Source organism: Streptomyces diastatochromogenes, from assembly GCF_002242805.1.
In the GTDB taxonomy this organism is placed as follows: Bacteria; Actinomycetota; Actinomycetes; order Streptomycetales; family Streptomycetaceae; genus Streptomyces; species Streptomyces diastatochromogenes.
This window is the reverse complement of sequence record NZ_MCGQ01000034.1, coordinates 185571-210466: the sequence shown is the minus strand read 5'-3', so window position 1 is coordinate 210466 and position 24896 is coordinate 185571. Positions and strand designations below refer to the sequence as shown.

Genomic DNA, 24896 nt, shown 5'->3' with positions numbered 1-24896 from the left:
CAGGTCCTAGAGCCGCGCCCTCTTGAGTGCCATGTGCAGCAGCAGGCGGTCCTCGCCGTCGTCCAGGTCCAGGTCCGTCAGCTGCTCCACCCGGGAGAGGCGGTAGTAGAGGGTCTGGCGGTGGATGCCCAGCTCGGCCGCGGCGCGGCCGGCCTGGCCCGCGCGGTCCAGATAGACCTCGGCCGTGCGGGCCAGTTCCTGGTGGGCGGGGGAGAGGAGGAGGGCGACGGCCGGGTCGCGGGCGGCCTCCGGGGGCAGCGCGGTCAGCAGTCGGTACGGGCCGATGCGCCGCCACTCGGCCACGGGCCCCAGCCGCGGCTCGGCCAGCGCGGCGCGCGCGGCGGCGGAGGCCTCCTGCCAGACCGTGCCCAGTTCGGCGAGGCCGGAGCGGGGTTCGCCGACACCGGCCGCGGCCGCGCCCGACCGCTTCCCCTCCGCCTCCTTCAACAGCCGCGAGGCCGCCGTCGACGCCGGTACCGCCACATCCGTCGAGCGCAGCCGCACCAGGATCGCGAGGCTCTGACCGGTCGTCCCCCACGGCACCGTGCACAGCGCAGTGGCGTGCGGGACCGTCCGGACCGAGGGGGCCTCGTCCGGGTCGGCCGAGGGCCAGGGGGCGACGCAGACCAGGGTGTGCGGGGCGTCCGCGCGGGGACCCAGGGCCGTGCGGAACTCGGCCACCGCCATGTCCCGCTGCCACCCGCTCTCCGCCGTCAGCACCGCCCGCAGCTCCCGGCTCAAGCCCGCCCCCGCCTGCGCCTCGTCGGCGAGCAGGGCACCGATCCGGCCCGTCACCTGCATCGCGGCGGTCAGCTGGGCGTCCGTGGGGCCGGGGTCGTAGTCCAGGAGCCAGACGTAACCCAGCACCACGCCCCGATGGCGTACCGGCAGGCAGATACGGCCCCGGTTCACCCCCGCCTCCGGGGTCCGCGGGATCCGTACCGGTCCCGTCGCGCGCGTGATGCCGAAGCCCTCGAACCACGCCCGCACGGCCGCCGTGGAGCGCCGGGTCAGGATCGACCGGGTGCGCACCGGGTCCAGCGCCGAGGGATCGAGGTCGCCCTCACTGTCGTACGCGCCGAAGGCGATCAGCTCGAAGTCGCGGTTCTCCAGGGTCGCGGGCGCCCCCAGCAGCTCCGAGATCTCGTCCACCAGCTCCTGGTAATCAGCCTTGAATTCCGCCGCCACCCGGGCATTCTCGCGCATTTCCGCGCCGCCTTCATACATCTGTCTGAGATCCAGTGCACGGATGCGTGACAGCTGTCGATGGCCGACGATCGGAGAGATCCTTAGGTTTCACGGTGGTTCTCCGTGCCGTACCCGAATCGTGGGATGTCGGCCGTCTTTCGGTGCTTTTGTTGTGGAGGTGCCCCGTGCTGGGTCCCGTGATTCTCGCCGCGTCGCGCAGCGACCGGATGCGACGCCTGATCTCGGCGGCCCCGGTGACCAAGCAGGTCGTGGACCGCTTCATCCCCGGTGAGACCGTGCGCGACATCGTCCCGATCATCAAGGACCTGACCGCCAAGGGCCTGGAGCTGACGATGGACGTCGTCGGCGAGGACATCACCACCCCCGAGCAGGCCACCGCCGCCCGGGACGCCTACCTGGAGCTGATCGACCGGCTGCGCGACCTGGAGCTGGGCGAGAAGGTCGAGATGTCCGTCAAGCTGTCGATGTTCGGGCAGGCGCTGGAAGGCGGCCACGAACTGGCCCTCGCCAACGTCCGGCCCGTCGTCGTGGCCGCCGCCGCCATCGGCACGACGGTCACGCTGGACGCCGAGGACCACACCACCCTGGACTCGATGTTCGCCATCCACGAGGAACTGCGCAGGGACTTCCCGCAGACCGGCTGCGTCATCCAGGCCTACCTCTTCCGCACCGAGGCCGACGCCCGCCGCCTCGCCGCGGCCGGCAGCCGCGTCCGCCTGGTGAAGGGCGCCTACAAGGAGCCCGCCGAGGTCGCCTTCCAGCAGAAGCACGAGATCGACAAGGCCTACGTGCGCATCCTGAAGACCCTGATGGAGGGCGAGGGCTACCCGATGATCGGGTCCCACGACCCGCGCCTCATCGCCATCGCCCAGGAACTGGCCCACCAGGCCGGGCGCAAACTGGACGAGTACGAGTTCCAGATGCTCTACGGCATCCGCGGCGAGGAGCACCTGCGGCTGGCCGCCGAGGGCCACCGCATGCGCGTCTACACCGCCTACGGCACCGACTGGTACGGCTACTTCATGCGCCGTCTCGCGGAGAAGCCGGCCAACCTGCGCTTCTTCCTCCGCTCCATGGTCAGCAAGGGCTGAGCCCGAACACCCGCTCACGTACAAGGAGTTACGGATCTCATGGACGCTGTGACCCAGGTCCCCACCCCCGTCAACGAGCCGGTGCACGGCTACGCCCCCGGCTCGCCCGAGCGCGCCCGCCTGGAGGCCAAGCTCAAGGAGCTGGCCGAGAACCCGATCGACCTGCCGATGACCATCGGCGGCGAGCGGCGGATGGGCGCCGGCGAGACCATCCAGGTGGTCCAGCCGCACAACCACAAGGCCGTCATCGGCACCCTGCGCAACGCCACCCAGCAGGACGCTCAGGACGCCGTCGACGCGGCCCTGGCCGCCGCGCCGGCCTGGCGCGCGATGTCCTTCGACGACCGCGCGGCGATCATCCTGCGCGCCGCCGAGCTGCTGGCCGGCCCCTGGCGCGAGACCATCGCCGCCTCCACCATGCTCGGCCAGTCCAAGACCGCCCAGCAGGCCGAGATCGACACCCCCTGCGAGCTGGTCGACTTCTGGCGCTTCAACGTCCACTACGCCCGCCAGATCCTCGCCGAGCAGCCCCCGGCGAACTCCCCGGGCGTGTGGAACCGCATGGACCACCGTCCGCTGGAGGGCTTCGTCTACGCGATCACGCCCTTCAACTTCAGCGCCATCGCGGGCAACCTGCCCACCGCGCCCGCGCTGATGGGCAACGTGGTGGTCTGGAAGCCGTCCCCGACGCAGACCCACGCCGCCGTCCTCCTCATGCAGCTGCTGGAGGAGGCCGGTCTGCCCAAGGGCGTCATCAACCTCGTCACCGGTGACGGCATCGAGGTCTCCAAGGTCGCCCTGGAGCACCGCGACCTCGCCGGCATCCACTTCACCGGCTCGACCAGGACCTTCCAGTACCTGTGGAAGACGGTCGGCAACAACATCGAGAAGTACCGCTCCTACCCGCGTCTGGTCGGCGAGACCGGCGGCAAGGACTTCCTCGTCGCCCACCCGAGCGCCGACCGCGCCGTCCTGAAGACCGCCCTCACCCGCGGCGCCTTCGAGTACCAGGGCCAGAAGTGCAGCGCGACCTCCCGCGCCTACATCCCGGCCTCCATCTGGAACTCGGGCTTCAAGGAGGAGTTCGCGGCCGAGGTCGACTACCTGACCATGGGTGACGTCACCGACCTGACGAACTTCGTCGGCGCCGTGATCGACGACCGTGCCTTCGCCAAGAACAAGGCCGCGATCGACCGCGCCAAGGAGGACCCGACCTGCACGATCGTCGCGGGCGGCACCTACGACGACTCGGTCGGCTACTTCGTCCGCCCGACCGTCATCGTCTCCACCGACCCGGAGAACGAGATCTTCCGCACCGAGTACTTCGGTCCGGTCCTCGGTATCCACGTCTACGAGGACGACAAGTACGACGAGATGCTGGAGCAGATGGAGTCGGTCTCCGACTACGCCCTCACCGGCTCGGTCATCTCCAACGACCGCGCCGCGGCGGCGTACACGATGGAGAAGCTGCGCTACGCGGCCGGCAACTTCTACATCAACGACAAGTCGACCGGCGCCGTCGTCGGCCAGCAGCCCTTCGGCGGCGGCCGCGCCTCCGGCACCAACGACAAGGCCGGCGCCCCGCAGAACCTGCTGCGCTGGACCCTGACCCGCGCCATCAAGGAGACCCTGGTCGCGCCGACCGACTACACGTACCCGCATATGGGCTGATCCTCAGCCCCCCCGAGCGACGGGCCGGGAAGCCTGACATCCGAGCAGGCTTCCCGGCCCGTTTCCAATTCCGGACGGTCGCCAGCCGGTATATCCATACCGATGGCTTACCCACCAAATGGGTCATATGTGGCAACATGGCACGCGTGGCATTTGGTGCTGGAGGGAACTTCTTTGCTGAACCCTCGGCTGGGAGTCCTCACACAGGCGAGAGGAGTACATCATGATCGCCAAGCTGCTCGGCAAGCTGTCCTTCACCCGCCACTACGGTGCGTACGGGGAACACGACTGGAACGCGTACGCCGGCGACTGGACCTGACCGCACTACCGGCGGGCGCCCCCGGGCACCCGCCGGCTCCCGGGACGATCTCATGGGCCGAATGGACGAGCCGCCGCGGTTGCCCGAAGGCGGCTTCGCGGCCTGGAGCCGCGACCGGCTGGCGCTGGCGCGCCGTGGCGCCGACGAGTGCGGGGACGTCTGGCAGCTTGAGCCGGGTGTCTACGTAGCCGCTACGGCCGGGCCGTGTGAAGCAGTCCTGCGCCGCCCGCAGGACTTCCTCAAGGCACCCTCGCCTCTCTTCCCGCCGTTGAAGCGGTCGAGCGGAGCACCGACGCCTGAGCAGCGCGCCCACGCTCACGCCGCCCGCATGCGCGGACTGCGCGCGCAGGCGGTTGCAGCCCGGATCGGTGAGATCGCGCTCGGTGCCGCTCGATGCGCCGACCAGTGGCCCACGGGCCAGGACGTCGAGATTCTGCCCCCGGTCCGGCACGCCCTGGCAGAGATCGGCGTGCGCTACCTCTTCTCCGAGGACGCTCCCACCCTGCTGCCCTTCGCCTCACAGCTCTTCCTGGCCCGGGAGGTGCTCGTACGCCCCACGCGCTGGGTATGGCCGCACTGGGTCCCCACACCGGCGCGGCGGTTCCGCACACGGCAGCAAGTGGCCTTCACCGACGCTCTGCGGCCCATCGTCCGCCGGCGCCGTTCATCGGGCCGGCTCGGAGACGACGTGCTGGGACAGATGCTCCGGCCCTCCTCCCGCTATGGCCCACTGCCGGAAGAGGCCGTCCTCGACACTCTCCCCGGAATCACCGTCGCCACCTTCGAGACACCTACCCGGGCAGCCGGATGGGTCCTGCTCCACCTGGCCCGGTACCCCCAGGCGGCGGACCGCGTCGCGGCCGAAGCCGCCGCCCTGCTGCCCGCGGACCCGGCTGCGACGACCAGCGCTCACCTCGACAGCCTGCGATACACCCAGGCAGTGGTCCGCGAGGTGCTCCGACTGCACCCCCCGAGCTGGCTGCTGACCCGGCGCGCCACGCGACAGACTCAGCTCGCCGACTACACCGTCGACGCCGGGTCCACCGTTCTCGTCTGCCTCTACACCGCCCACCGCGACGCACGGGAACACTCCGAGCCGGACCGGTTCCAGCCCGAGCGCTGGCTCGATGATCCGGGCCCGTCGGCGGAACCCGGGATCTTCCTCCCCTTCGGTACCGGGCCGCATGCCTGCGAGGGAGCCGCCCTGGCCATGGCGATGCTGACGCTCCTGACCGCGCAGACCGCCCGCTGCTGCCACTTGAGCGAGCCGCCCGGACCGGAACCCACCTACCAGGTCGCCACCTTCGAAGGTCTCGCCACTGTCGGCTTGCGCCTGCGTGCCACCTCGCGCAGCTGAGGGCACTCGGGAATCCCCCTGCAAAAGGGGGAGCGGTCACACTTGACCCATGACGGTGACGACGGACGACGGAGTACGGCTGTGGGCGGAACGCTCGGGCGGCGAGGGCGACCCGCTGGTGCTGTGCCACGGCGGGCCCGGCCTGTGGGACATGTTCGGTGACGTGGCCGAACTGCTCGCGGACGTGACCCCGGTGATCCGCTGGGACCAGCGGGGCTGCGGGCGCTCCGAGCGCTGCGACGGGCCGTGGACGAGCGAGCGGTTCGTCGCCGATCTGGACGCCGTACGAGGGCACTTCGGGCTGGAGCGGATGGCGCTGCTCGGCCACTCCTGGGGTGCGCAGCTGGCGCTGAGCTACGCCCTGGCGCACCCGGACCGCGTGCGCTGTCTGGTGTACGTCGCGGGCACGGGCATCGGCCCGGACTCCGACTGGTACGGCGCCTACCACCACACCTTCCTCACCCGCCTCGCCGACCACCCCGAACGCCTGGCCCGCTGGCAGGAGTTGACCGCACGCGCGGAGCGCACACGGGACGAGGAGCGGGAGCGGGCGGTCCTGCAGTGGTCCGCGGAGTTCGAGGACCGGGACGGAGCCCTGGAGCCCGCCGGGCGCATGGCCGACCCGTGGTTCGGGATCAACGCCGAGTCCAACACGGTGCTCAACGAGGAGCGCAAGCGCGTCTGGGGCACCCCGGAGCTGTACAGCGCCTGCGAGGGGCTCGACGTACCGGTGCTGATCATCGACGGTGCCCGGGACATCCGGCCGCGCACGGCCGTCGACTCCCTCGCGAAGGCCCTGCCCCACGCCCGCCGGGTGATCCTCCCGGACGCCGGGCACCTGCCGTGGGCGGAGGACCCGAAGGGCTTCCGGGAGGCGCTCAGGCTGGGGATGCTTGGTCCGTGACCCTTCCTCTGCGCACCGCCCACACCGCCGACCTCGACCCCGCCGACCTCCGCGCCGCCCGCGCCCTCCTCGACGAGGCCTTCGACGGGGGCTTCGGTGACGAGGACTGGGACCACGGCCTCGGCGGCATGCACGCCCTCGTCCACGACGATGCCGGGCTCGCCGCGCACGGCTCGGTCGTGATGCGGCGGACACTGCACCGGGGGCGCTGGCTGCGCACCGGATACGTGGAGGCCGTCGCCGTACGGGCCGATCTGCGCCGGACCGGGCTCGGCGGGCGGGTGATGGGGGCCCTGGAGCGGATCGTCGACCGGGCCTACGACCTCGGCGCGCTCTCCGCGAGCGAGGACGGCGCCCCGCTGTACACGGCCCGCGGCTGGCAGCAGTGGAGCGGGCAGGTGTGCGCCCTCTCGCCGGACGGGATCGTCCGGCTCCCGGAGGAGGAAGGGGGCGTGTACGTCAGGCTCGCGCTCGCCGGACCCCTGGACCCGGCCCATGCCCTCGTCTTCGACTGGCGTGACGGGGACGTCACCTGACGGAATATCAGGCTCGTAAGGCCGGTCACGCCTTGCGGATCAGGATCTTCCCCGTGTTGCCGCCCCGCAGCATCAGCAGGAACGCCTCCACGATCAGCTCGAACCCGTCGACCACCGTCTCGTCGAGCGCGAGCGCCCCGCTGCGCAGGTGCGGTACGGCGAAGTCGTACAGCTCCTCCTGCGCGTCCCGGTGGCCGCTCACCAGGAAGCCCTCGATGCGCAGGCTCTTCTCCACGACGTCCGCGTGGTTGAAGACGACCGGCGGCGCGTCCGGGGTGTTGTACTGGCTGATCGTGCCGATCCGCACCACCCGGCCCCGCTCCCGCAGTGCGCCGATCGCCGCGCCGAGGAGTTCGGAGACCGGGGCGGAGTGGTAGTCGAAGGCCACGTCGTAACCGACCTGCTCCGTCAGGTACTTCCCCTTCTCCGGTGAACCCGCGCTGCCGATCAGGCGGCCCGCGCCCAGCAGCCGGGCGAAGCGGCCGGTGGCCGTGCCGACCCCGCCCGCCGCGCCGGAGACGAACACGTCGTCACCCTCGCGCAGCCCGGCGATCCGGGTGAGGCCGACGTAGGCGGTCAGGCCCGTGCCGCCCAGCACGCTCAGGTACGCCGACAGCGGCACGCCCGCGTGGTGGGGGAGTCGCCTGACCTCCTCGGGGCGGACCACGGTGGGGGTCCCCCCACGCCCTTCAGGCAGTGGGGGAGCGTGCGCCAGCCCTGCCGGTGGAAGACGATCTCGCCCTCGGGGAGCGCCGGGGTGCGGGAGGCGACGACCCGGCCCAGGGTGCGGCCCTCCAGCGGAGCGTTCAACTCGAAGTCGCCGTCCATCATTTCGCGGTGGTAGGGGTCCACGGACCAGTACAGGTTCTCCAGCAGGGCCGTACCCGGGGCCGGGCAGAGGGTTGCGCTCATGGAACGCGGCGATCCATGAGCTGCCCGCATAGACGCAGGTGGGAGCCCCCGGTGACAGCAGCTGACCTTGCCCCGCAGGAGCTGAGGATCCTCGTCGCCGTGGCCGACGAGGGCGGCTTCTCGGCGGCGGCCGCCCGGCTCGGGGCCACCCAGTCCGCCGTGTCCCACGCCGTGCGCGGCATCGAACTCCCCCACTCTCGGCTTCGCTCGAGCGGGGGGACCCCCATCGCTGGGCGTCGTCCTCTTCGAGCGCGGCCGGTTCGGTGCCCGGCCGACACCCGCCGGGGAGCGGGCGGCGGCCCATGCGCGGCGCGTGCTGCGGATGCTCCATGCGCTGGCCGCCGACGCCCGGGGCGCGGGCACCGGCGAGGCCACCGGAGCGCTGCGCGTCGCCGCCTTCCGCAGCGCGGCCCTGCATCTGCTGCCGCCCGTCCTGGAGCGGCTCGCGCTACGGCACCCGGGCATCGAGGTGAGCGTCACCGTCGTACGGGAACTGGGTCCCGGCACCGCCGGCGAGGTCGCCGAAGGACGGGCCGACCTCGGCATCGCCACCCTCGGCGGCGGCTCGCCGCTGCCCGCCGGGCTGGTCGGCGACGTGCTGCTGGAGGAGCCGTACTCCCTGGTCCACCCGGCCGGACACCCGGCCCCGCGCACCCTCCCGCTGGTCGACTGGATGGAGAACTGCGGCTCCTACACCCGCGACTGGTGGGCCGCCCAGGACTGGATCCCGGCCGCGACCGTCCGCGCCGAGGACGACGGGGCGGTGCTGTCGATGGTGGGCAGCGGTCTCGGCATGGCGATCATGCCCGCTCTCTCCCTCACCGGGGCCCCGCCCTCCGTGGCCGTCACCGACCTCGGACCGGAGCGGCCGCACCGTTCCGTCGGCTACGTCACCACCCCGGAACTGGCCACGACCTCCGCCGTTCGGGCGCTCGTCCGGGAGCTGCGCTCCCTCCACCCGCGTACAGCGAAAGCGCAGGTCACAGCGGTGTGACCCAGGTGTGACCCAGTCCACCGTCTCAGATAGTAGGAAGTCCGAGTAATTGTGGAGACAGGCGCGGCCCGCTCCCTTAACTTTGTAGGAGCCGAACGTCTCGCTCGATCAAGCGAATGGCGGTCGTGAGCCGGGCCCCGTGCAGGCAACCCCTGCGGCACCGCTCCCCGCCCTCCGGCGTCTCGTAACCCCCCTTGCCGCACTCCGGTTTGCCGAAGGAGTCGATTTCCATGGCCGAGACGACCGTCCGCCGCCGAGTCCGCCACGTGTCCCGCACGAGCGAGTCCGACCGCAAGAACGCCGCCGCCGCCCTCCAGCGCGCCCTCGACCGCCGCGACAACGGCGGCGAGACCGGCCACTGAGCCGCCACTGATCCGGGAGCCGCACCCTCCCCCACTCTCGGCTTCGCTCGAGCGGGGGGACCCCCATGGGTGCGGCGCGGCCTCAGCCGCCGCGCCGCACCTCGAAGTGGTCGATCCGCCGTCCGTCCTCGGCCAGTGCCGACACCGTGAGCCGCGGTGACGGACCCGGCTCTGCCTCCACCTTCAGCAGCGAGAAGCCGGTGTAGCGCACCCGCGACCACGAGGCCGTCTCCGGCGCGCGCTCCTTGCCCTTGGCCCACTGGAAGGTCTCCACGGCGTCGTGCCGGGTGACCCGACCCTCGTAGCTGTCCTTGACGCCCGAGGGGAAGGAGTACAGGTCCCGGCCGCCGCCACCCGCGGTGACGTACACGATCCCGTCCCGCGTCGGATCCGTCGACGCACCGATCGGGACGGACCTGCCGACCTCACCGCCCTTGATCGCGTCCGTCCGCTCGTACACGTGGTTGTGCCCGTTGATCACCAGGTCCACCTGATGCTTCGCGAACAGCGGCAGCCACTTTTTGCGGACACCCCCGTCCGAGGCGTGCTGCGAGGTGGAGTACGCGCAGTGGTGGAAGTAGACGACCAGGAAGTCCACGCCCTTCGTCGCGCGCAGCTCGCCCAGCTTCGCGTCCAGCCACTTGGTCTGCCGGCCGCCGCTGTTCCCGAAGTTGGCCGGGATCTCGTACGACACGTCGTTGGCGTCCAGCGCCACGAAGCCGGTGTTGCCGTAGGTGAACGCGTAGGCGCCCGGTGTCCCGTGCGGGTCGAAGCCGTTGTCCGGCAGGGAGAACCGGGCCAGCTGTCCGCCGTAGCCGTCCGGCGAGTACCAGGCCTCCATGTCGTGGTTGCCGGTCGTCACCATCCACGGCACCGACCTGGCGACCGGGTCGTTCTGCTTCAGGAACTGGTCCCAGAATGTGGGGTCGTAGCCGTCCTCGGTCTGTCCCGCGCCGTTGACGTCGGCATAGCAGATGTCGCCCGCGTGCAGATGGAAGGCGGGGTCCTGCTGCTTCACGAGGTGGTCGTTGGCGTTCGCGGCCTGCCCCACGCCCTGGTCGCCGAAGGCCGTGAAGACGAAGCGCTCCGGGGTCGCGGGTGCGGTGCGGAAGGAGGCGAGGGTGGCGCGGTGGGCGGGAGCGGCCGGGTCCCAGCCGTCGTGGCCGACGCCGTAGTAGTACGTCGTGCCGGGCCGCAGGCCGTCCAGGGCCGCGTGCACGTAGTACTGCTCGACCGCGGGCCGCACCCCCTGCACCCCGGGCGTGTGCAGGCTGCGCACCTCGGCCGGGATCCGGCGGCCGAGGTCGTCGGGGCGCAGCCCGACGCGCACGTACGGCCGCCGCACCGCGAACGGCAGCTGCCAGGAGATCCGCATCTGCGTCTTCGGGTCGGCGCCGAAGGCCAGATGGCGGCCGAAGGGCCGGACCACCGAGCCGGACACCCGCGAGGCGGCCGGGGCCGGGCGCGCCGTACCGGAGGCGGAGGAACAGCCGGTCAGCAGGCCGCCCGCCACCGCGCCCGCCGTCACCAGGGTGCGGCGGCGGACCAGCCGGGTGTGCAGGTACTCGTACTGTTCCGCCATGCTCATGCGTTCGGCGAGCTGCCGCGGGATGCCGAAGTCGGGGGTCTCCATGATGGGGAAGATGCCACCGGGGTCCAACACCCGTGCCACATACGGGTGAACGACAGCCGACGGGATGACACCCGCAACCCGTACGGGTGTCCGTATGGCGGACGGGGCATGTCATCACCTGGGACGAGGAGTAGGGTGCCGACATGTCTCGCAGCCTCAATCTCGCAGTGATCCCCGGTGACGGCATCGGCCAGGAGGTCGTGGCCGAGGGTCTCAAGGTCCTCTCCGCCGTCCTGCCGCAGGATGTGAAGCTGGAGACCAAGGAGTACGACTTCGGCGCCAAGCGCTACCACGCCACCGGTGAGACGCTCACCGACGCCGACCTCGCCGCCCTCAAGCAGCACGACGTCATTCTGCTCGGCGCGATCGGTGACCCGAGTGTCCCGTCCGGCGTCCTGGAGCGCGGCTTCCTGCTCAAGCTCCGCTTCGCCTTCGACCACCACGTCAACCTGCGTCCGTCGAAGCTGCTGCCCGGTGTCGCGACCCCGCTGGCCGGCCAGCCCGAGATCGACTTCGTCGTCGTCCGCGAGGGCACCGAGGGCCCCTACACGGGCAACGGCGGCACCATCCGCAAGGGCACCGAGCACGAGGTCGCCACCGAGGTCTCCGTCAACACGGCCTTCGGTGTCGAGCGCGTGGTCCGCGACGCCTTCGCCCGCGCCCAGGCCCGCCCGCGCAAGAAGCTCACGCTGGTCCACAAGAACAACGTGCTGACCTTCGCCGGGCACCTGTGGACGAACATCTTCAACAAGGTCGCCGCGGAGTTCCCCGAGGTCGAGACCGACTACATCCACGTCGACGCGGCCACCATCTACCTGGTCACCCAGCCCGAGCGGTTCGACGTGATCGTCACCGACAACCTCTTCGGCGACATCATCACCGACCTCGCCGCGGCCGTCTCCGGCGGCATCGGCGTGGCCGCCTCCGGCAACATCAACCCCAGCCGCGAGTTCCCGTCGATGTTCGAGCCGGTCCACGGCTCGGCCCCGGACATCGCCGGCCAGGGCAAGGCCGACCCCACCGCCACGGTCCTGTCCGTCGCCCTGCTGCTGCGCCACCTCGGCTACGACGCCGAAGCCGACCGCATCGACACGGCGGTCGCCGCCGACCTCACCGAACGCGTCGGCAAGCCTGCCCGCTCCACCTCCGAGATCGGCGACGCGCTCGCCGTACGAGTAGCCGGCTGACCCGCCGCGCTACACAGCAAGCCGCCGGGTCGCATCCGCACCCGGCGGCTTTTCCTATGCGGTCGTCGGGTGCCACCATCAACCCTGGACCGTTTTCACCCCGATTCCCTTCCGGCCGGAGCCCCGCGCGATAATCGAACGCGGAGCCGCGGTATGAGGGAAAGCTCGGACGTCCTAGCAGTGGGCGTGGATGCGGCCCGTCACTACACAACCGGTGAAGGACAACCACTCATGACGACGCCCACGATCGAGCTCAAGCCCTCCGCCCTTCCGCTCGCCGCCGCGGAGCGCGAGGCGATCCTGGCCAGCCCCGGATTCGGCCGCCACTTCACCGACCACATGGTGACGATCAAGTGGACCGAGGGCCGCGGCTGGCACGACGGCCAGCTCGTTCCGTACGCGCCGATCCCCCTCGACCCGGCCACCAACGTCCTGCACTACGCCCAGGAGATCTTCGAGGGCCTGAAGGCCTACCGCCAGCCCGACGGCTCGGTCGCCATGTTCCGCCCCGACCAGAACGCCAAGCGCTTCCAGCGCTCCGCCAAGCGCCTGGCCATGCCCGAGCTGCCGGTCGAGACGTTCATCGAGGCCTGTGACGCCCTGGTCCAGCAGGACAAGGACTGGGTGCCCGCGCACGGCGGCGAGGAGTCCCTCTACCTGCGTCCGTTCATGATCGCCACCGAGGTCGGCCTCGGCGTCAAGCCCGCCAACGAGTACCTGTTCCTCGTCATCGCCTCCCCGGCCGGCGCCTACTTCCCGGGCGGCGTGAAGCCGGTGTCGATCTGGGTCTCCGAGGACCGCGTCCGCGCCGTCCCCGGCGGCATGGGCGACGCGAAGACCGGCGGCAACTACGCCGCGTCCCTGCTCGCCCAGGCCGAGGCCGCCGCCAAGGGCTGCGACCAGGTCTGCTACCTCGACGCGGTCGAGCACCAGTGGGTCGAGGAGCTGGGCGGCATGAACCTGTACTTCGTGTACGGGGCTGCATCCAATGAAAAGCCGGTGATCGTCACGCCGACCCTGACCGGCTCCATCCTGGAGGGCGTCACCCGTGACTCCCTGCTGGCCGTCGCCCGCGACCTCGGCTACGAGTCCGAGGAGGGCCGCGTCTCCGTCGAGCAGTGGCAGCGCGACTCCGAGAACGGCACCCTCACCGAGGTCTTCGCCTGTGGCACGGCGGCCGTGATCACTCCGGTCGGCACGGTGAAGCGGGCCTCTGCCGAGTGGAAGCAGTCGGACGGAGAGCCCGGCGAGGTCACCCTGCGCCTGCGCCAGGCTCTGCTCGACATCCAGCGCGGTACGGCCGAGGACAAGCACGGCTGGATGCACCGTATCGGCTGATGGCTCGGCGGGGACTGGCGCGATCGGCCGGCTTTCGTCTGCTGCGCCGTTGTGGCTGGTCGCGCCCACGCGGCGGTAGCCGCATATCAGACACAGCCCCGCGCCCCTTTGCGCTACGCGCTCAGGGCCGCCTCGGACTCTTGGTCGGGTTCCGCGGCGGCCCTCGCGCGTTCCGGGGTGAGCGTCAGCAGCAGGTACACCAGCCCGCCCACGAGGCCCGACAGCAGGAAGCTGCAGTCCACCCCGCCGGTCAGCTTCAGCAGGGGGCCCTCGTACGACGGCAGGGACACCGCCAGCAGGCCGACCGCCGCGCCGGCCGCCCAGGACACGGCGGCGCGGATGTTCCAGCCGGCCCGGTACCAGTAGATCCCGCCCCGTGAGCGGCGGTTGAAGACCTGGAGGGCGTCGGCGTCGTACACACCGCGGCAGCGGGCGAAGCCGATGAGGGTGATGACCGCCCACGGGGTGCCGATGGCGGTGAGGAGGAGGACGAAGGACGTCATCGCGGACTGGGCGTTCCAGGCGTAGTGGCCGACGAAGACGCAGGCCGTGGCCACGATGGCGACCGTGTAGGTGGCGCGGGCGCGGGAGGCGCGGGGCAGGATCGCGTCCAGGTCGAGGCCCATGGAGTAGAGCATCAGGCCCGCGTTGCCGACCGAGCCCGCGGAGGCGGACAGCAGCAGCGGGACCAGGTACCAGGTGGGCGAGGCGGAGACCAGGGGACCGGCGTAGTCGGTGGCCGCGCGGGCCGCGTACGCCGTGAAGGTGCCGAACAGCTGGGGCACCAGCAGGCCGAGGATCAGCCCGAGCCAGGTGGCGTGCAGGACGCGGCGGCTGGAGTTTCGGGCGGGGGAGATGTAGCGGGTGTAGTCGCCGAGCAGGGTGATGAAGGCGATCGGTCCGGACAGCCCCGCCGCCACCGCCGCCAGGAACCAGGTCGGCCAGAAGGAGCCCAGCAGATAGCCGCCCGCGCCCGGCAGCGCCGAGGTCGTGAAGTGCGGGGCGTAGGCGAAGATCCCGAGGACCAGCAGCGTGGTCATGCCGATCGCCAGCACCCGGGACATGGCGAGCAGCACCCGGTAGCCGTACACCGCGCCCGCGACCGTCGCCGCGGCGAGCAGCGCGTAGACGGCGGCGTACGACACCCCGTCCGCGGGCAGCCCGAACAGCCGGCCGAGCACGCTCAGCATCACGTCGCCGCCGATCCACACGGTCAGGGCGGTGTAGCCGAGGGCCAGCAGCAGTCCGACGACCGAGCCGACCAGCCGGCCCCGCACGCCGAACTGGGCGCCGGAGGAGGTGGACAGGTTGGTCGCGGTGCGCAGGGAGACCAGCGCCAGCGGGGCCGTGAACAGCGTGCCGATCACCGTGCCCGCCACGATCGCGGTCACCGACGCCCACCAGCCGAGCCCGAAGGACGGCGGCAGCCAGCCGAAGATGATCACCCCGAGGCAGAGGTTGGACCCGAGCAGGATCGAGACCAGGTCCCGCGGCCCGCTGGTCCGTTCCTCGTCCGGGATGGTGTCGACACCGTGCTGTTCGATCGGCATGGCTGAGTCTCCTTCGACGGCCGCCTCTGAGAGTTTGAGCGACGTTCAATGTGACGTGAACAGTGGTCATCGGTCAATGCTTCTGTTTCATGAAGAGTGCGTTTAGAGTGATGCTCAAACGTGTGGAAGGCAAGGAGGTGCCGCGTCGTGAGACTGACCCCCACGGAACGTGACCGGCTGCTGCTCTTCGGGGCCGCCGAGCTGGCCCGGGCCCGCCGGGCGCGCGGTCTCAGGCTCAACGTGCCGGAGGCCACCGCGCTGATCGCGGACACCGTCTGCGAGGCCGCGCGGGACGGCCGGCGGCTCGCGGAGGCCATCGAGGCCGCCCGGTCGGTCCTCGGTCCCGAGGACGTGCTGCCGGGCGTCGCCGACGTCGTCACCGAGGTGCACGTCGAGGCCGTCTTCGACGACGGCTCCCGGCTCGCGGTGGTCTCCGACCCGATCGGCGCCGGCTCGGGCGCGGAGGGTCCTGGCGCGCTGCTGCCGGGCCCCGGGCACCCCGAGCCCGAGCCGGCGCTCCGGCTCACGGTCACCAACACAGCGACCGTGCCGGTCTCCGTCACCTCCCACTTCCACTTCTTCGAGGCCAACCCGCGGCTGGACTTCGTACGGGAGAAGGCCTACGGCATGCGGCTCGCCGTACCCGCCGGGTCCTCCGTGCGGTTCGGGCCGGGGGAGAGCGGCGAGGTCGGGCTGGTCCCGATCGGCGGCGAGCGGATCGCGATCGGCTTCGCCGGACTGGTCGACGGGCCGCTGGACGCGCCCGGAGCGAAGGAGGAGGCCCTGCGCAGGGCCGCCGCCTGCGGATATCTCGGAGTCACCCAAGGAGCCACACCGGAAGGAGGCGAGCGATGAGCCGCTCGAAGGGACGCGAGATCGACGAGTCGATCCACATCGACCCCCACGCCTACGCGGCCACCCACGGACCCCGCGCCGGGGACCGCATCCGCCTCGGCGACTCCGGTCTGACGATCCGCGTCGAGTCCGACTCGCAGAAGTACGGCGACGAGTTCCTGGCCGGGTTCGGCAAGACCGCCCGCGACGGGCTGCACCTGAAGGCCGCCGCCGTCCGCGAGACCTGTGACGTCGTGATCAGCAACGTCGTCGTGATCGACGCGGCACAGGGCATCCGCAAGGTGTCCATCGGCATCCGCGAGGGCCGCATCTGCGCGATCGGGCGGGCCGGGAACCCCGACACCCTCGACGGGGTGGACGTCGTGGTCGGCACCGGTACGTCGATCGTGTCCGGCGAGGGGCTCATCGCCACCGCCGGGGCCGTCGACACCCACGTCCATCTGCTGTCGCCGCGCATCATGGAGGCCTCCCTCGCCTCCGGCGTGACCACCATCATCGGGCAGGAGTTCGGCCCGGTGTGGGGCGTCGGCGTGAACTCGCCCTGGGCGCTGCGGCACGCGTTCAGCGCCTTCGACGCCTGGCCGGTCAACATCGGCTTCCTGGGCCGGGGTTCCTCCTCGCACGAAGCGCCGCTCATCGAGGCCCTGGCCGAGGGCGGGGCGAGCGGCTTCAAGGTGCACGAGGACATGGGCGCCCACACGCGCGCGCTCGACACGGCACTCAGGGTCGCCGAGGAGCACGACGTCCAGGTCGCCCTGCACAGCGACGGCCTGAACGAGTGCCTGTCGGTCGAGGACACGCTGAGGGTGCTGGAGGGCCGCACCATCCACGCCTTCCACATCGAGGGCTGCGGCGGCGGGCACGTGCCCAACGTGCTCAAGATGGCCGGAGTGCCGAACGTCATCGGCTCCTCCACCAACCCCACCCTGCCCTTCGGCCGGGACGCGGTCGCCGAGCACTACGGCATGATCGTCTCCGTCCACGACCTGAAGACCGACCTGCCCGGCGACGCCGCCATGGCCCGCGACCGCATCCGGGCCGGCACCATGGGCGCCGAGGACGTGCTGCACGACCTGGGCGCGATCGGCATCACCTCGTCCGACGCACAGGGCATGGGCCGCGCGGGCGAGACGGTCCGCCGTACCTTCGCCATGGCCGGCAAGATGAAGGCCGAGCTGGGCCCGATGGAGGGCGACGGCGAGACCGACGACAACGCCCGCGTCCTGCGCTACATGGCCAAGCTGACCATCAACCCGGCTCTCGCACACGGCCTCGCGCACGAGGTCGGCTCGATCGAGGTCGGCAAGCTCGCCGACATCGTGCTGTGGCGCCCGGAGTACTTCGGCGCCAAGCCGCAGCTCGTCCTCAAGTCCGGCTTCCCGGCGTACGGCGTGACCGGCGACCCCAACGCGGCCACCGACACCTGCGAACCGCTCGTCCTGGGCCCGCAGTTCGGCGCGCACGGCGGCACACCCGCGGACATCTCGGTCGCGTTCGTCGCGCAGGCCGCCGTGGACCAGGGCAACGACACCATGCCCACCCGGCGCCGCAGGGTCGCGGTACGCGGCACCCGGGGCATCGGCCCCGCCGACCTGCGCCTGAACGCCCGCATCGGAGCGGTCGACGTCGACCAGCGCACCGGCCTGGTCACCCTCGACGGCGACCCGCTGCGCTCCGAGCCCGCCGACTCCGTCTCCCTCAACCGCCTCTACTTCCTCTAAGGACCCGCGACATGACCACCCCCGCAGCCGACGGCTTCCGCATGCCCGCCGAGTGGACCCCGCACGAGCGCACCTGGATGGCGTGGCCGGGTCCCAACACCACCTTCGAGGACCCGGACGACCTCACCCTGTCCCGTATGGCCTGGGCATCGGTGGCCCGCGCCATCCTCCGCTTCGAACCGGTGACGGTCGTGTGCGGCCCCGGCCAGTCGGCGGACGCGGAGGTGCTGCTCGGTCCCGGCGTCGACACCGTCGAGCGCGAGCTGGACGACGCCTGGATGCGGGACATCGGCCCCACCTTCCTCACCAACGGCCAGGGCGAACTGGCCGCGGTGGACTGGACGTTCAACGGCTGGGGCGCCCAGTACTGGGCCAGCTGGGAGCACGACGCGAAGATCGCCTCGTACGTCTCGGATCTCGCGGGTGCGAAGACGTACGCCTCGAAGCTGGTCAACGAGGGCGGCGCGATCCACGTCGACGGCGAGGGCACGGTGCTGCTGACGGAGACGGTCCAGCTGGGCCCCGAGCGCAACCCGGGCTGGTCGCGCGCGGAGGTCGAGGCGGAGATCCACGCCCACCTCGGCACCCGCAAGGCGATCTGGCTGCCGCGCGGCCTCACCGGCGACTACCCGCCCCACGGCTTCGGGACCCTCGGCCACGTCGACATCGTCGCCGCCTTCGCCCGCCCCGGTGTGGTCGTCGCCCACCACCAGCCGGACCCGGCCCACCCCGACCACGAGGTCACCAAGGAGGTCATCGGCATCCTGAGGTCGGCGACCGACGCGCGCGGCCGCAACCTGGAGGTGGTCGAGGTGCCCGCCCCGACCGTCCTGGAGGCCGACGGCCACTGGGCCGATTACTCCTACATCAACCACTACCTCTGCAACGGCGGGGTCGTCCTGTGCGGCTTCGACGACCCGCGCGACGAGATCGCCGCCGGGATCTTCCGCCGTCTCTTCCCCGAGCGGACGGTCACCCTGGTGGACGCCCGTACGATCTTCTCCGGTGGTGGTGGCATCCACTGCATCACCCAGCAGCAGCCGAAGGTCTGACACACACAGGAGCAGCAGATGGCCGGTGCGGCCCGTGCGCGCAAGAACGCGCCGCCGCGCGAGGAGGTCCTCGTCGCCGCCATGGACATGATCGCCGAGCGCGGTCTGGAGAAGCTCACCATGGCGGGGCTCGGCCGTGAGGTCGGGATGAGCAGCGGCCATCTGCTGTACTACTTCCGCTCCAAGGACGAGCTGCTGCTGCAGACCCTGGAGTGGAGCGAGGGCCGGCTCGGCGCCGAGCGCGGCCGCCTGCTCACCCGCCCCGGCTCCCCCCGGGAGCGCCTGGAGGCGTACGTCGACCTGTACGTCCCCGAAGGCCACCGCGACCCGCACTGGACGCTCTGGCTGGAGGTCTGGAACCGCTCGCAGAACGCCGACGACGACGCCCGCGAGCGGCAGGCCGCCATCGAGGGCGCCTGGCACCGCGACCTGGTCGCCCTGATCGCCGAGGGCATCTCGCGCGGCGAGTTCCGCCCGGTCGACGCCGACCGCTTCGCGGCGAGGCTGCGTGCGCTGCTCGACGGCTTCTCCATCCACGTCGCCATCGGGTTGCGCGGCACGGACCGGGAGCAAGTGATCTCCCATGTCCGGGAGTTCCTTGCCCAGGCACTCCTCGCGCCGGACGCCTGACGACCGCATCCTGAGACAGTCGGTGAGCCTGGGGCAGGGCTGTGCCAGACTGCCTCCGTGCTCTCGTTCGCCATGATTATTGGCAGCAGGCGCGCCGGTCCGCAGTGACCACCACGTACGACCAGGTACGGGTGGCCACCGTCGTCCTCGACCCGCGCGCAGACCTCTCGCACCCGCGAGGGGTTTTTTCGTTTTCCGGCCCACCTTCAGCCGGGAACGGAGCGCGAGGGAGTATTGGGGGGACGGTGGAGCCGGTCATTCCGGTAAGACCGAAGATCCACAATCAGGAGCCTTGAGACCATGACCGAGACGGCAACCAGCGAGCTCGACGACTCGTTCCACGTCTTCGACACCACGCTGCGCGACGGCGCGCAGCGCGAGGGCATCAACCTCACCGTCGCGGACAAGCTCGCCATCGCACGGCACCTGGACGACTTCGGCGTGGGCTTCATCGAGGGCGGCTGGCCCGGCGCGAACCCGCGGGACACCGAGTTCTTCGCCCGCGCCCAGCAGGAGATCGACTTCCGCAACGCCCAGCTGGTCGCCTTCGGCGCCACCCGCCGCGCCGGTGCCAAGGCAGCCGACGACCCGCAGGTCAAGGCGCTTCTGGACTCGGGTGCCCCGGTGATCACGCTGGTCGCCAAGTCGCACGACCGGCATGTGGAGCTGGCGCTGCGCACCACGCTGGACGAGAACCTGGAGATGGTCCGGGACACCGTGTCCTACCTGCGCGAGCAGGGCCGCCGGGTGTTCGTGGACTGCGAGCACTTCTTCGACGGCTACCGCGCGAACCCCGAGTACGCGAAGGCGGTCGTACGGACCGCCTCGGAGGCCGGCGCCGACGTCGTGATCCTCTGTGACACCAACGGCGGCATGCTCCCCGCCCAGGTCCAGGCGGTCGTCTCCACGGTCCTCGCCGACACCGGCGCCCGGCTCGGCATCCACGCCCAGGACGACACCGGCTGCGCCGTCGCCAACACCCTGGCCGCGGTGGACGCGGGCGCGACCCACGTGCAGTGCACGGCGAACGGCTACGGCGAGCGCGTCGGCAACGCCAACCTCTTCCCGGTGGTCGCGGCCCTGGAGCTGAAGTACGGCAAGAAGGTGCTGCCGGAGGGCCGGCTCCGCGAGATGACCCGCATCTCCCACGCCATCGCCGAGGTCGTGAACCTCACCCCGTCCACGCACCAGCCGTACGTCGGCGTCTCCGCCTTCGCGCACAAGGCGGGCCTGCACGCCTCCGCGATCAAGGTCGACCCGGATCTGTACCAGCACATCGACCCCGAGCAGGTCGGCAACACCATGCGCATGCTGGTCTCCGACATGGCGGGCCGCGCCTCCATCGAGCTGAAGGGCAAGGAGCTCGGCATCGACCTGGGCGGCGACCGCGAGCTGGTCGGCCGGGTCGTCGAGCGGGTCAAGGAACGTGAGCTGAAGGGCTACACGTACGAGGCCGCGGACGCCTCCTTCGAGCTGCTGCTGCGTGCCGAGGTCGAGGGCAGGCCCCTGAAGTACTTCGACGTCGAGTCCTGGCGGGCCATCGTCGAGGACCGCCCCGACGGCACCCACGCCAACGAGGCCACGGTCAAGCTGTGGGCCAAGAGCGAGCGGATCGTCGCCACCGCGGAGGGCAACGGCCCGGTCAACGCCCTGGACCGGTCCCTGCGCGTCGCCCTGGAGAAGATCTACCCGCAGCTCGCCAAGCTGGAGCTGGTGGACTACAAGGTCCGCATCCTGGAGGGCAAGCACGGCACGTCGTCCACCACCCGCGTCCTGATCTCCACCTCCGACGGTTCGGGCGAGTGGTCCACGGTCGGCGTGGCGGACAACGTCATCGCCGCCTCCTGGCAGGCCCTGGAGGACGCCTACACCTACGGCCTGCTGCGCGCCGGGGTCGAGCCGGCCGAGTAGTCGGCCTCAGGGAGCACGCCAGACGTTGTCGAAGGCGTCCTTCTCGATACGCCGCCGCTGCCGCACGGCCTCCAGCTCCGTCAATGCGCCGTTGACGGCAGCCAGGACGGTCACCGTCGCGTCGCCGGGAAGGTCCTCCGGGGCCTGTTCCGGCGCGCCCTCGGGGATCCCCAGGGCGGCCGCGAGACCGACGAGCACGGGCTCACGGGAGGCCCAGCGGTCGGTGGCGTGACGGCGTTCCGGCGAGTCGGCCGGAGCGCCTTCGTCCCCGCTCCTCCAGGGCAGCCAGTGGTGCCGTTCTCCGCCGGCCGCCCGCCCCCGCTCCTCCAGATCGTCGGCGTAGGCGGCGGCCAGACCGCGCCCGCGGCGCCACAGCCAGTCCTCGACGGACTCGTACGGCGCCTGCCGGGCGAGCGCCGCCCCCGCCGCGTCCAGCAGCCGGTCACCCGTCGCCGGCTGCAGACCGGGCACGATGCGCTCGTCGTCCAGCCTGACGGCCTCGGCGTCCATCAGGTCGACCAGCTCGGCTCCCGCCAGGGCGAGCGACAGGTCCCCCTGCTCGACGGGCCGACCGGACGGGACGTCCAGAGCGACGATCAACAGGTCCCGCGCTGTGCTCATGGCGGACTCCCTCGGGAAGGCGCCCGGCGGGATGCCGGCTCCCTTCATCGTCCCCCAGCCGGTGAGCGCCCGCCCATCAGCACGCGTCCTCGGCGAGCTTCTCGAAGGCCCCGAGCCGCATCGCCCGGCCGTCGGCCCACACCTGACCGGGCCCGAGCCGGCCGATCTGCTCGGTGGTGAACTCCACGGTCCCGTTGTACGAGTCACCGGTCACGTAGTGCCCGAAGCCCAGCGTGTACCGGTGGCCGGGGAGCAGCCGCTGCACCCCCCGGTGCCGGGCCTTCCACCCCCCGGGAGGGGCGAACAGCGGGAACTCGGCATCCCCGTGGAGCCCCTCCTTCCGCACGTCCCACCCGGTGGTGACGGGCCCGCCGCCACCGTGGCGCGCCCGCCCGTCGAGCGAGGGCCCCTGGTAGCCGTCGTCGCCACAGGGCCGGAACAGGGCGTACGGCACCCCGTCCGCCCCGACCCGCACACCGGCGAGCGGCAGATCGACCGCCGCGCAGCCGCTGAGCAGCAGCATCCCGCTCACGCCGCCGAGCACGGCGGCCGTCACCCTGCTCCGCCTGCTCAGCACTTGTCGTCCACCAGTTTGTCGAAGGCGTCCCGGCTCATGGCCCGCTCGTCGGCCCACACCTGGCCGGGCTCCAGCCGGGTCAGGTCGTCGGCGGCGAAGGTGACCACGATGCGGTAGTCGACGTTCTGGCCCTGTCCCACGGTCCCCGAGAACCAGTAGCCGCGGCCGGTCAGCAGCCGCTGCGGGCCCCCTCGGTCCACCTTCCAGGAGCGGGGCGGCGAGAAGAGCGGGAAGGTGACGGCCCCGGTTCCGGCGCCGGCCGTTCTCCAGAAGGTGTCGTCCGACGCCTCGTCCTCGGAGCCGCTCAGCGACAGCCGGCGCACCCGGTCGTCCCCGCACGGCCGGACACTCACCACCGGCTTCCCGTCGGCGTCCAGCCACACGGCGGCCAACGGCAGATCGGCCGGACTGCACCCGCCGAGCAGCAGACCCCCGGCCACCGCGCCCAGCACGGCTCCCCTGCGTCTCACGCCCGCCCCCCTCCGAGGGCGGGACGCGACCCGCCCTACTGCAAGTGCCACTTCTGGTTGGCGGCCCCCGTGCACGACCAGATCTGTGCCCTCGCCCCGTTCGCCGACGAGTTGTCCGTCACGTCCAGGCACTTGTTAGCCGCCGTGTTCACCACATCACCGGTGGACGCGTTGTACGACCACTGCTGCGCACCGGTTCCATTGCAGTCGTACAACTGCGCCTTCGCCCCGTCCGCCGTCGACCCCGACGTCACGTCGAGGCACTTGCCGAGCGCCCGGATCGAACCGTCGGTCTGGACGGTCCACTGCTGGGCGCTGGTGCCGTTGCAGTCGTAGAGCTGGACGGCCGTACCGTTCGCGCTCGAACCGCCCGCCAGGTCGAGGCACTTGCCCGCCAGGCCCACGAAGGCTCCGCCCTGGCCGCCCCCGCCCGACTGGGTGCCGGACCAGGTGAAGGTCGCCGAGGTCTTGCCGGGGAGGGAGTAAGTGGCGTGCTGCGAGCCCAAGTTGATCGTCACGGTCTTGGCGGCGGAGGAATCGTTGTACGCGATCAGCGCCTTGCCGCCGTCCGGGTTCCGCCACGCCACGTTCGGCACGGCGGACGAGGCCGTCGAGGCGATGCGCTGGGCTCCCGGCCGTACGAACTTCGTCAGATGGCCCATGGTGTAGTACTCGACCGTGTAGTCGACCGTCCCGCTCGCCCCGTCCCCGTTGTGCACGGTGATCAGCCCGGTGCAGGTGCCGCAACCCCCGTTGTGCGGGCCCATGTTCTGGTCCACCGCCAGCGACCACTTGGTCACCGACTTCGCCCAGTTGCGCGTGTAGTCGATGATGTTGGACATGTCCTCGCGCTGCTGGTCGGCGATCCAGGTGCCGCCGGAGTGCTCGGTGCCGAAGGCGTCCAGCGTCGGGTACTGGTTGTGCACGGAGGTCTGCTTGCCGATGTCGCCGCCGTAGCCGTGCCAGGCGATCCCGCCGAAGTTGGGGTGGTTGCGGATCGCCGCGTCGTCCACGGACTGGGCCGCGTAGGAGTCGTAGACGTCCCAGTTCCAGTCGTGCGCGAGGACCTTGGTGGACAGGCCCGCCGACTGGAGCTTCGGCAGCAGCTCGTTCTTCATGAAGTACGCCAGCCCGCTCGCGTTCCAGCTCATCGACGGATACCCGGAACAGCAGGTCGGCTCGTTCTGCGGGGTCACGTACGAGACGTTGACGCCCTGGTCCTTGTACGCCTGGAGATACTTCACGAAGTAGGAGGCGTACGCCCCGTAGTCCTCCGACTTCAGCCAGCCCCCGTTGAGCGAGCCGCTGTCCTTCATCCAGGCCGGCGCCGTCCACGGCGAGGCCATCACCGTCAGGGAGGGGTTGAGCTGGAGCGCCTGCTTGGTCAGCGGGACGACGTCCGCGAGGTCGTGGGCGATGGAGAAGCTGTTCAGGTTCGGGTCGGTCTGGCCGGACGGCACGTCGTCGTAGGTGTACCCGTACCGCGCCAGGTCCGAGGCGCCCATCGGATTGCGCAGGAACGACAGCCCGATCCCGTCCGTCGGCGAGAACAGCTTGCGCATGGTCGCGTCCCGCGTGCTCTGCGACAGCGCCCCGCTGCTGTTCATCAGCCAGGCCGCGGTGTCCGTGAAGGACGCACCGCCGCCGGTGAAGGTCTGGTAGCGGGTGTTCTCGTCGACCGTGATGTTCTCGCCGCTGCCGCCGGTCCCGGACTGGAAGGCGAACGGCGTCTGCGCCTGGAGGCCGCGGGTGACATGCCGTCCGGCCGAGTCGTCGGTGGTGGTGAGCCAGGCCGTGACCTGCTCACCGGCCGCGTGCGCGGGGGTGGTGGCCGCGGTGAGGCCGGCCGTGGAGAGCAGTCCGGCCAGCAGCAGCCGGACCGCGCGGGGGGATCTCCTCATGGGGCGTCGCCCTTCCCGGAATGTCTGACGTGACGTCTTGACGGGTCTGTGGGCCGTTAGTTAACTCACGGCGTGATCTAAGTCCTGAGTGAACC

General features: G+C 71.2%; 20 protein-coding genes and 2 pseudogenes. 14 read left to right on the top strand and 8 right to left on the bottom strand.

All coding sequences use genetic code 11. The features are described 5' to 3' along the window. Nucleotides 1–6: 6 nt before the first annotated feature. Complete coding sequence (locus tag BEK98_RS34040) at nt 7–1206, bottom strand: PucR family transcriptional regulator (RefSeq protein WP_244202102.1); 1200 nt, start codon at nt 1204–1206, stop codon at nt 7–9. A gap of 167 nt (nt 1207–1373) precedes the next feature. Between BEK98_RS34040 and BEK98_RS34035 the strand changes: the two genes are divergently transcribed. The 5 genes from BEK98_RS34035 (at nt 1374) to BEK98_RS34015 (ending at nt 7087) form a co-directional block, all read left to right on the top strand. Then, complete coding sequence (locus BEK98_RS34035; protein ID WP_094220581.1) at nt 1374–2300, top strand: proline dehydrogenase family protein; 927 nt, start codon at nt 1374–1376, stop codon at nt 2298–2300. A 39-nt stretch (nt 2301–2339) separates the two neighbouring features. Further along, the gene (gene pruA, locus BEK98_RS34030) at nt 2340–3971 is read left to right on the top strand and encodes an L-glutamate gamma-semialdehyde dehydrogenase (RefSeq protein WP_094220580.1); all 1632 of its coding nucleotides are present in this window, start codon (nt 2340–2342) and stop codon (nt 3969–3971) included. 380 nt (nt 3972–4351) lie between these two features. After that, nucleotides 4352–5647, top strand: coding sequence for a cytochrome P450 (locus BEK98_RS34025; RefSeq protein WP_094220579.1), 1296 nt, complete (start codon nt 4352–4354; stop codon nt 5645–5647). A 49-nt stretch (nt 5648–5696) separates the two neighbouring features. Further along, the gene (locus BEK98_RS34020; protein WP_094220578.1) at nt 5697–6551 is read left to right on the top strand and encodes an alpha/beta fold hydrolase; all 855 of its coding nucleotides are present in this window, start codon (nt 5697–5699) and stop codon (nt 6549–6551) included. Next, nucleotides 6548–7087 (top strand): GNAT family N-acetyltransferase, encoded by a 540-nt coding sequence (locus BEK98_RS34015; protein WP_094220577.1) that lies wholly within the window; start codon nt 6548–6550, stop codon nt 7085–7087. Before BEK98_RS34020 ends, BEK98_RS34015 begins: the two co-directional genes overlap by 4 nt. A 25-nt stretch (nt 7088–7112) precedes the next feature. Here BEK98_RS34015 and BEK98_RS34010 read toward each other — a convergent pair. Beyond that, nucleotides 7113–8029 (bottom strand): annotated as a pseudogene (locus BEK98_RS34010) (NADP-dependent oxidoreductase). On the opposite strand from BEK98_RS34010, the pseudogene BEK98_RS34005 reads away from it, so the two are divergent. Both BEK98_RS34005 and BEK98_RS50995 read left to right on the top strand, forming a co-directional pair. Then, nucleotides 8015–8993, top strand: a pseudogene (locus BEK98_RS34005) (LysR family transcriptional regulator). The pseudogenes BEK98_RS34010 and BEK98_RS34005 overlap by 15 nt on opposite strands. A 230-nt stretch (nt 8994–9223) precedes the next feature. Further along, nucleotides 9224–9355 (top strand): hypothetical protein, encoded by a 132-nt coding sequence (locus tag BEK98_RS50995; RefSeq protein WP_015493350.1) that lies wholly within the window; start codon nt 9224–9226, stop codon nt 9353–9355. Between the two features lie 82 nt (nt 9356–9437). Here the strand turns inward: BEK98_RS50995 and BEK98_RS33995 are convergent, their stop codons facing one another. After that, nucleotides 9438–10988, bottom strand: coding sequence for a purple acid phosphatase family protein (locus tag BEK98_RS33995; protein ID WP_094220678.1), 1551 nt, complete (start codon nt 10986–10988; stop codon nt 9438–9440). 143 nt (nt 10989–11131) lie between these two features. On the opposite strand from BEK98_RS33995, the gene BEK98_RS33990 reads away from it, so the two are divergent. Both BEK98_RS33990 and BEK98_RS33985 read left to right on the top strand, forming a co-directional pair. Further along, nucleotides 11132–12175: a 3-isopropylmalate dehydrogenase gene (locus BEK98_RS33990; protein ID WP_094220576.1), complete on the top strand. Its 1044-nt coding sequence runs from the start codon at nt 11132–11134 to the stop codon at nt 12173–12175. A 231-nt stretch (nt 12176–12406) separates the two neighbouring features. Next, on the top strand, nt 12407–13513 hold the full coding sequence (locus BEK98_RS33985; protein ID WP_094220575.1) for a branched-chain amino acid aminotransferase: 1107 nt from the start codon (nt 12407–12409) through the stop codon (nt 13511–13513). 113 nt (nt 13514–13626) lie between these two features. Here BEK98_RS33985 and BEK98_RS33980 read toward each other — a convergent pair whose 3' ends face one another. Continuing rightward, nucleotides 13627–15063: a cytosine permease gene (locus BEK98_RS33980; RefSeq protein WP_094220574.1), complete on the bottom strand. Its 1437-nt coding sequence runs from the start codon at nt 15061–15063 to the stop codon at nt 13627–13629. Between the two features lie 147 nt (nt 15064–15210). Here BEK98_RS33980 and ureA point away from each other — a divergent pair, with 147 nt between their 5' ends. The 5 genes from ureA (at nt 15211) to cimA (ending at nt 21232) form a co-directional block, all read left to right on the top strand. Beyond that, nucleotides 15211–15918 (top strand): urease subunit gamma, encoded by a 708-nt coding sequence (ureA, locus tag BEK98_RS33975; RefSeq protein ID WP_094220573.1) that lies wholly within the window; start codon nt 15211–15213, stop codon nt 15916–15918. Continuing rightward, a complete protein-coding gene (locus BEK98_RS33970) occupies nt 15915–17639 on the top strand; it encodes an urease subunit alpha (RefSeq protein ID WP_094220572.1) in 1725 nt (574 codons plus the stop codon). Before ureA ends, BEK98_RS33970 begins: the two co-directional genes overlap by 4 nt. Before the next feature lie 11 nt (nt 17640–17650). Continuing rightward, nucleotides 17651–18691 carry an agmatine deiminase family protein gene (locus tag BEK98_RS33965; protein ID WP_094220571.1) on the top strand — a complete coding sequence of 347 codons (1041 nt, stop codon included), beginning with the start codon at nt 17651–17653 and terminating at the stop codon, nt 18689–18691. A gap of 18 nt (nt 18692–18709) precedes the next feature. After that, entirely contained in the window at nt 18710–19321 is a 612-nt protein-coding gene (locus tag BEK98_RS33960) for a TetR/AcrR family transcriptional regulator (protein WP_094220570.1), read from the top strand. A 300-nt stretch (nt 19322–19621) separates the two neighbouring features. After that, a complete protein-coding gene (cimA, locus tag BEK98_RS33950; RefSeq protein ID WP_094220568.1) occupies nt 19622–21232 on the top strand; it encodes a citramalate synthase in 1611 nt (536 codons plus the stop codon). A gap of 6 nt (nt 21233–21238) precedes the next feature. On the opposite strand, the gene BEK98_RS33945 is transcribed toward cimA, so the two are convergent. The 4 genes from BEK98_RS33945 to BEK98_RS33930 form a co-directional block, all read right to left on the bottom strand. After that, nucleotides 21239–21853, bottom strand: a complete 615-nt coding sequence (locus BEK98_RS33945) for a GPP34 family phosphoprotein (protein WP_094220567.1) — start codon at nt 21851–21853, stop codon at nt 21239–21241. 76 nt (nt 21854–21929) lie between these two features. Continuing rightward, nucleotides 21930–22430, bottom strand: a complete 501-nt coding sequence (locus tag BEK98_RS33940) for a hypothetical protein (RefSeq protein WP_244202101.1) — start codon at nt 22428–22430, stop codon at nt 21930–21932. After that, complete coding sequence (locus tag BEK98_RS33935; RefSeq protein ID WP_244202100.1) at nt 22424–22900, bottom strand: hypothetical protein; 477 nt, start codon at nt 22898–22900, stop codon at nt 22424–22426. Before BEK98_RS33935 ends, BEK98_RS33940 begins: the two co-directional genes overlap by 7 nt. A gap of 35 nt (nt 22901–22935) precedes the next feature. After that, nucleotides 22936–24801, bottom strand: a complete 1866-nt coding sequence (locus BEK98_RS33930) for a ricin-type beta-trefoil lectin domain protein (protein ID WP_094220566.1) — start codon at nt 24799–24801, stop codon at nt 22936–22938. Nucleotides 24802–24896 lie beyond the last annotated feature (95 nt).

Bases quoted from the DNA above. Each gene is read 5' to 3' on its own strand.
- BEK98_RS34040 (WP_244202102.1), bottom strand. From the start codon at position 1,206: ATGCGCGAGAATGCCCGGGTGGCGGCGGAATTCAAGGCTGATTACCAG.
- pruA (WP_094220580.1), top strand. From the start codon at position 2,340: ATGGACGCTGTGACCCAGGTCCCCACCCCCGTCAACGAGCCGGTGCAC.
- BEK98_RS34025 (WP_094220579.1), top strand. From the start codon at position 4,352: ATGGACGAGCCGCCGCGGTTGCCCGAAGGCGGCTTCGCGGCCTGGAGC.
- BEK98_RS34020 (WP_094220578.1), top strand. From the start codon at position 5,697: ATGACGGTGACGACGGACGACGGAGTACGGCTGTGGGCGGAACGCTCG.
- BEK98_RS50995 (WP_015493350.1), top strand. From the start codon at position 9,224: ATGGCCGAGACGACCGTCCGCCGCCGAGTCCGCCACGTGTCCCGCACG.
- BEK98_RS33995 (WP_094220678.1), bottom strand. From the start codon at position 10,988: ATGGAGACCCCCGACTTCGGCATCCCGCGGCAGCTCGCCGAACGCATG.
- BEK98_RS33990 (WP_094220576.1), top strand. From the start codon at position 11,132: ATGTCTCGCAGCCTCAATCTCGCAGTGATCCCCGGTGACGGCATCGGC.
- BEK98_RS33985 (WP_094220575.1), top strand. From the start codon at position 12,407: ATGACGACGCCCACGATCGAGCTCAAGCCCTCCGCCCTTCCGCTCGCC.
- BEK98_RS33980 (WP_094220574.1), bottom strand. From the start codon at position 15,063: ATGCCGATCGAACAGCACGGTGTCGACACCATCCCGGACGAGGAACGG.
- BEK98_RS33970 (WP_094220572.1), top strand. From the start codon at position 15,915: ATGAGCCGCTCGAAGGGACGCGAGATCGACGAGTCGATCCACATCGAC.
- BEK98_RS33965 (WP_094220571.1), top strand. From the start codon at position 17,651: ATGACCACCCCCGCAGCCGACGGCTTCCGCATGCCCGCCGAGTGGACC.
- BEK98_RS33960 (WP_094220570.1), top strand. From the start codon at position 18,710: ATGGCCGGTGCGGCCCGTGCGCGCAAGAACGCGCCGCCGCGCGAGGAG.
- cimA (WP_094220568.1), top strand. From the start codon at position 19,622: ATGACCGAGACGGCAACCAGCGAGCTCGACGACTCGTTCCACGTCTTC.
- BEK98_RS33945 (WP_094220567.1), bottom strand. From the start codon at position 21,853: ATGAGCACAGCGCGGGACCTGTTGATCGTCGCTCTGGACGTCCCGTCC.
- BEK98_RS33930 (WP_094220566.1), bottom strand. From the start codon at position 24,801: ATGAGGAGATCCCCCCGCGCGGTCCGGCTGCTGCTGGCCGGACTGCTC.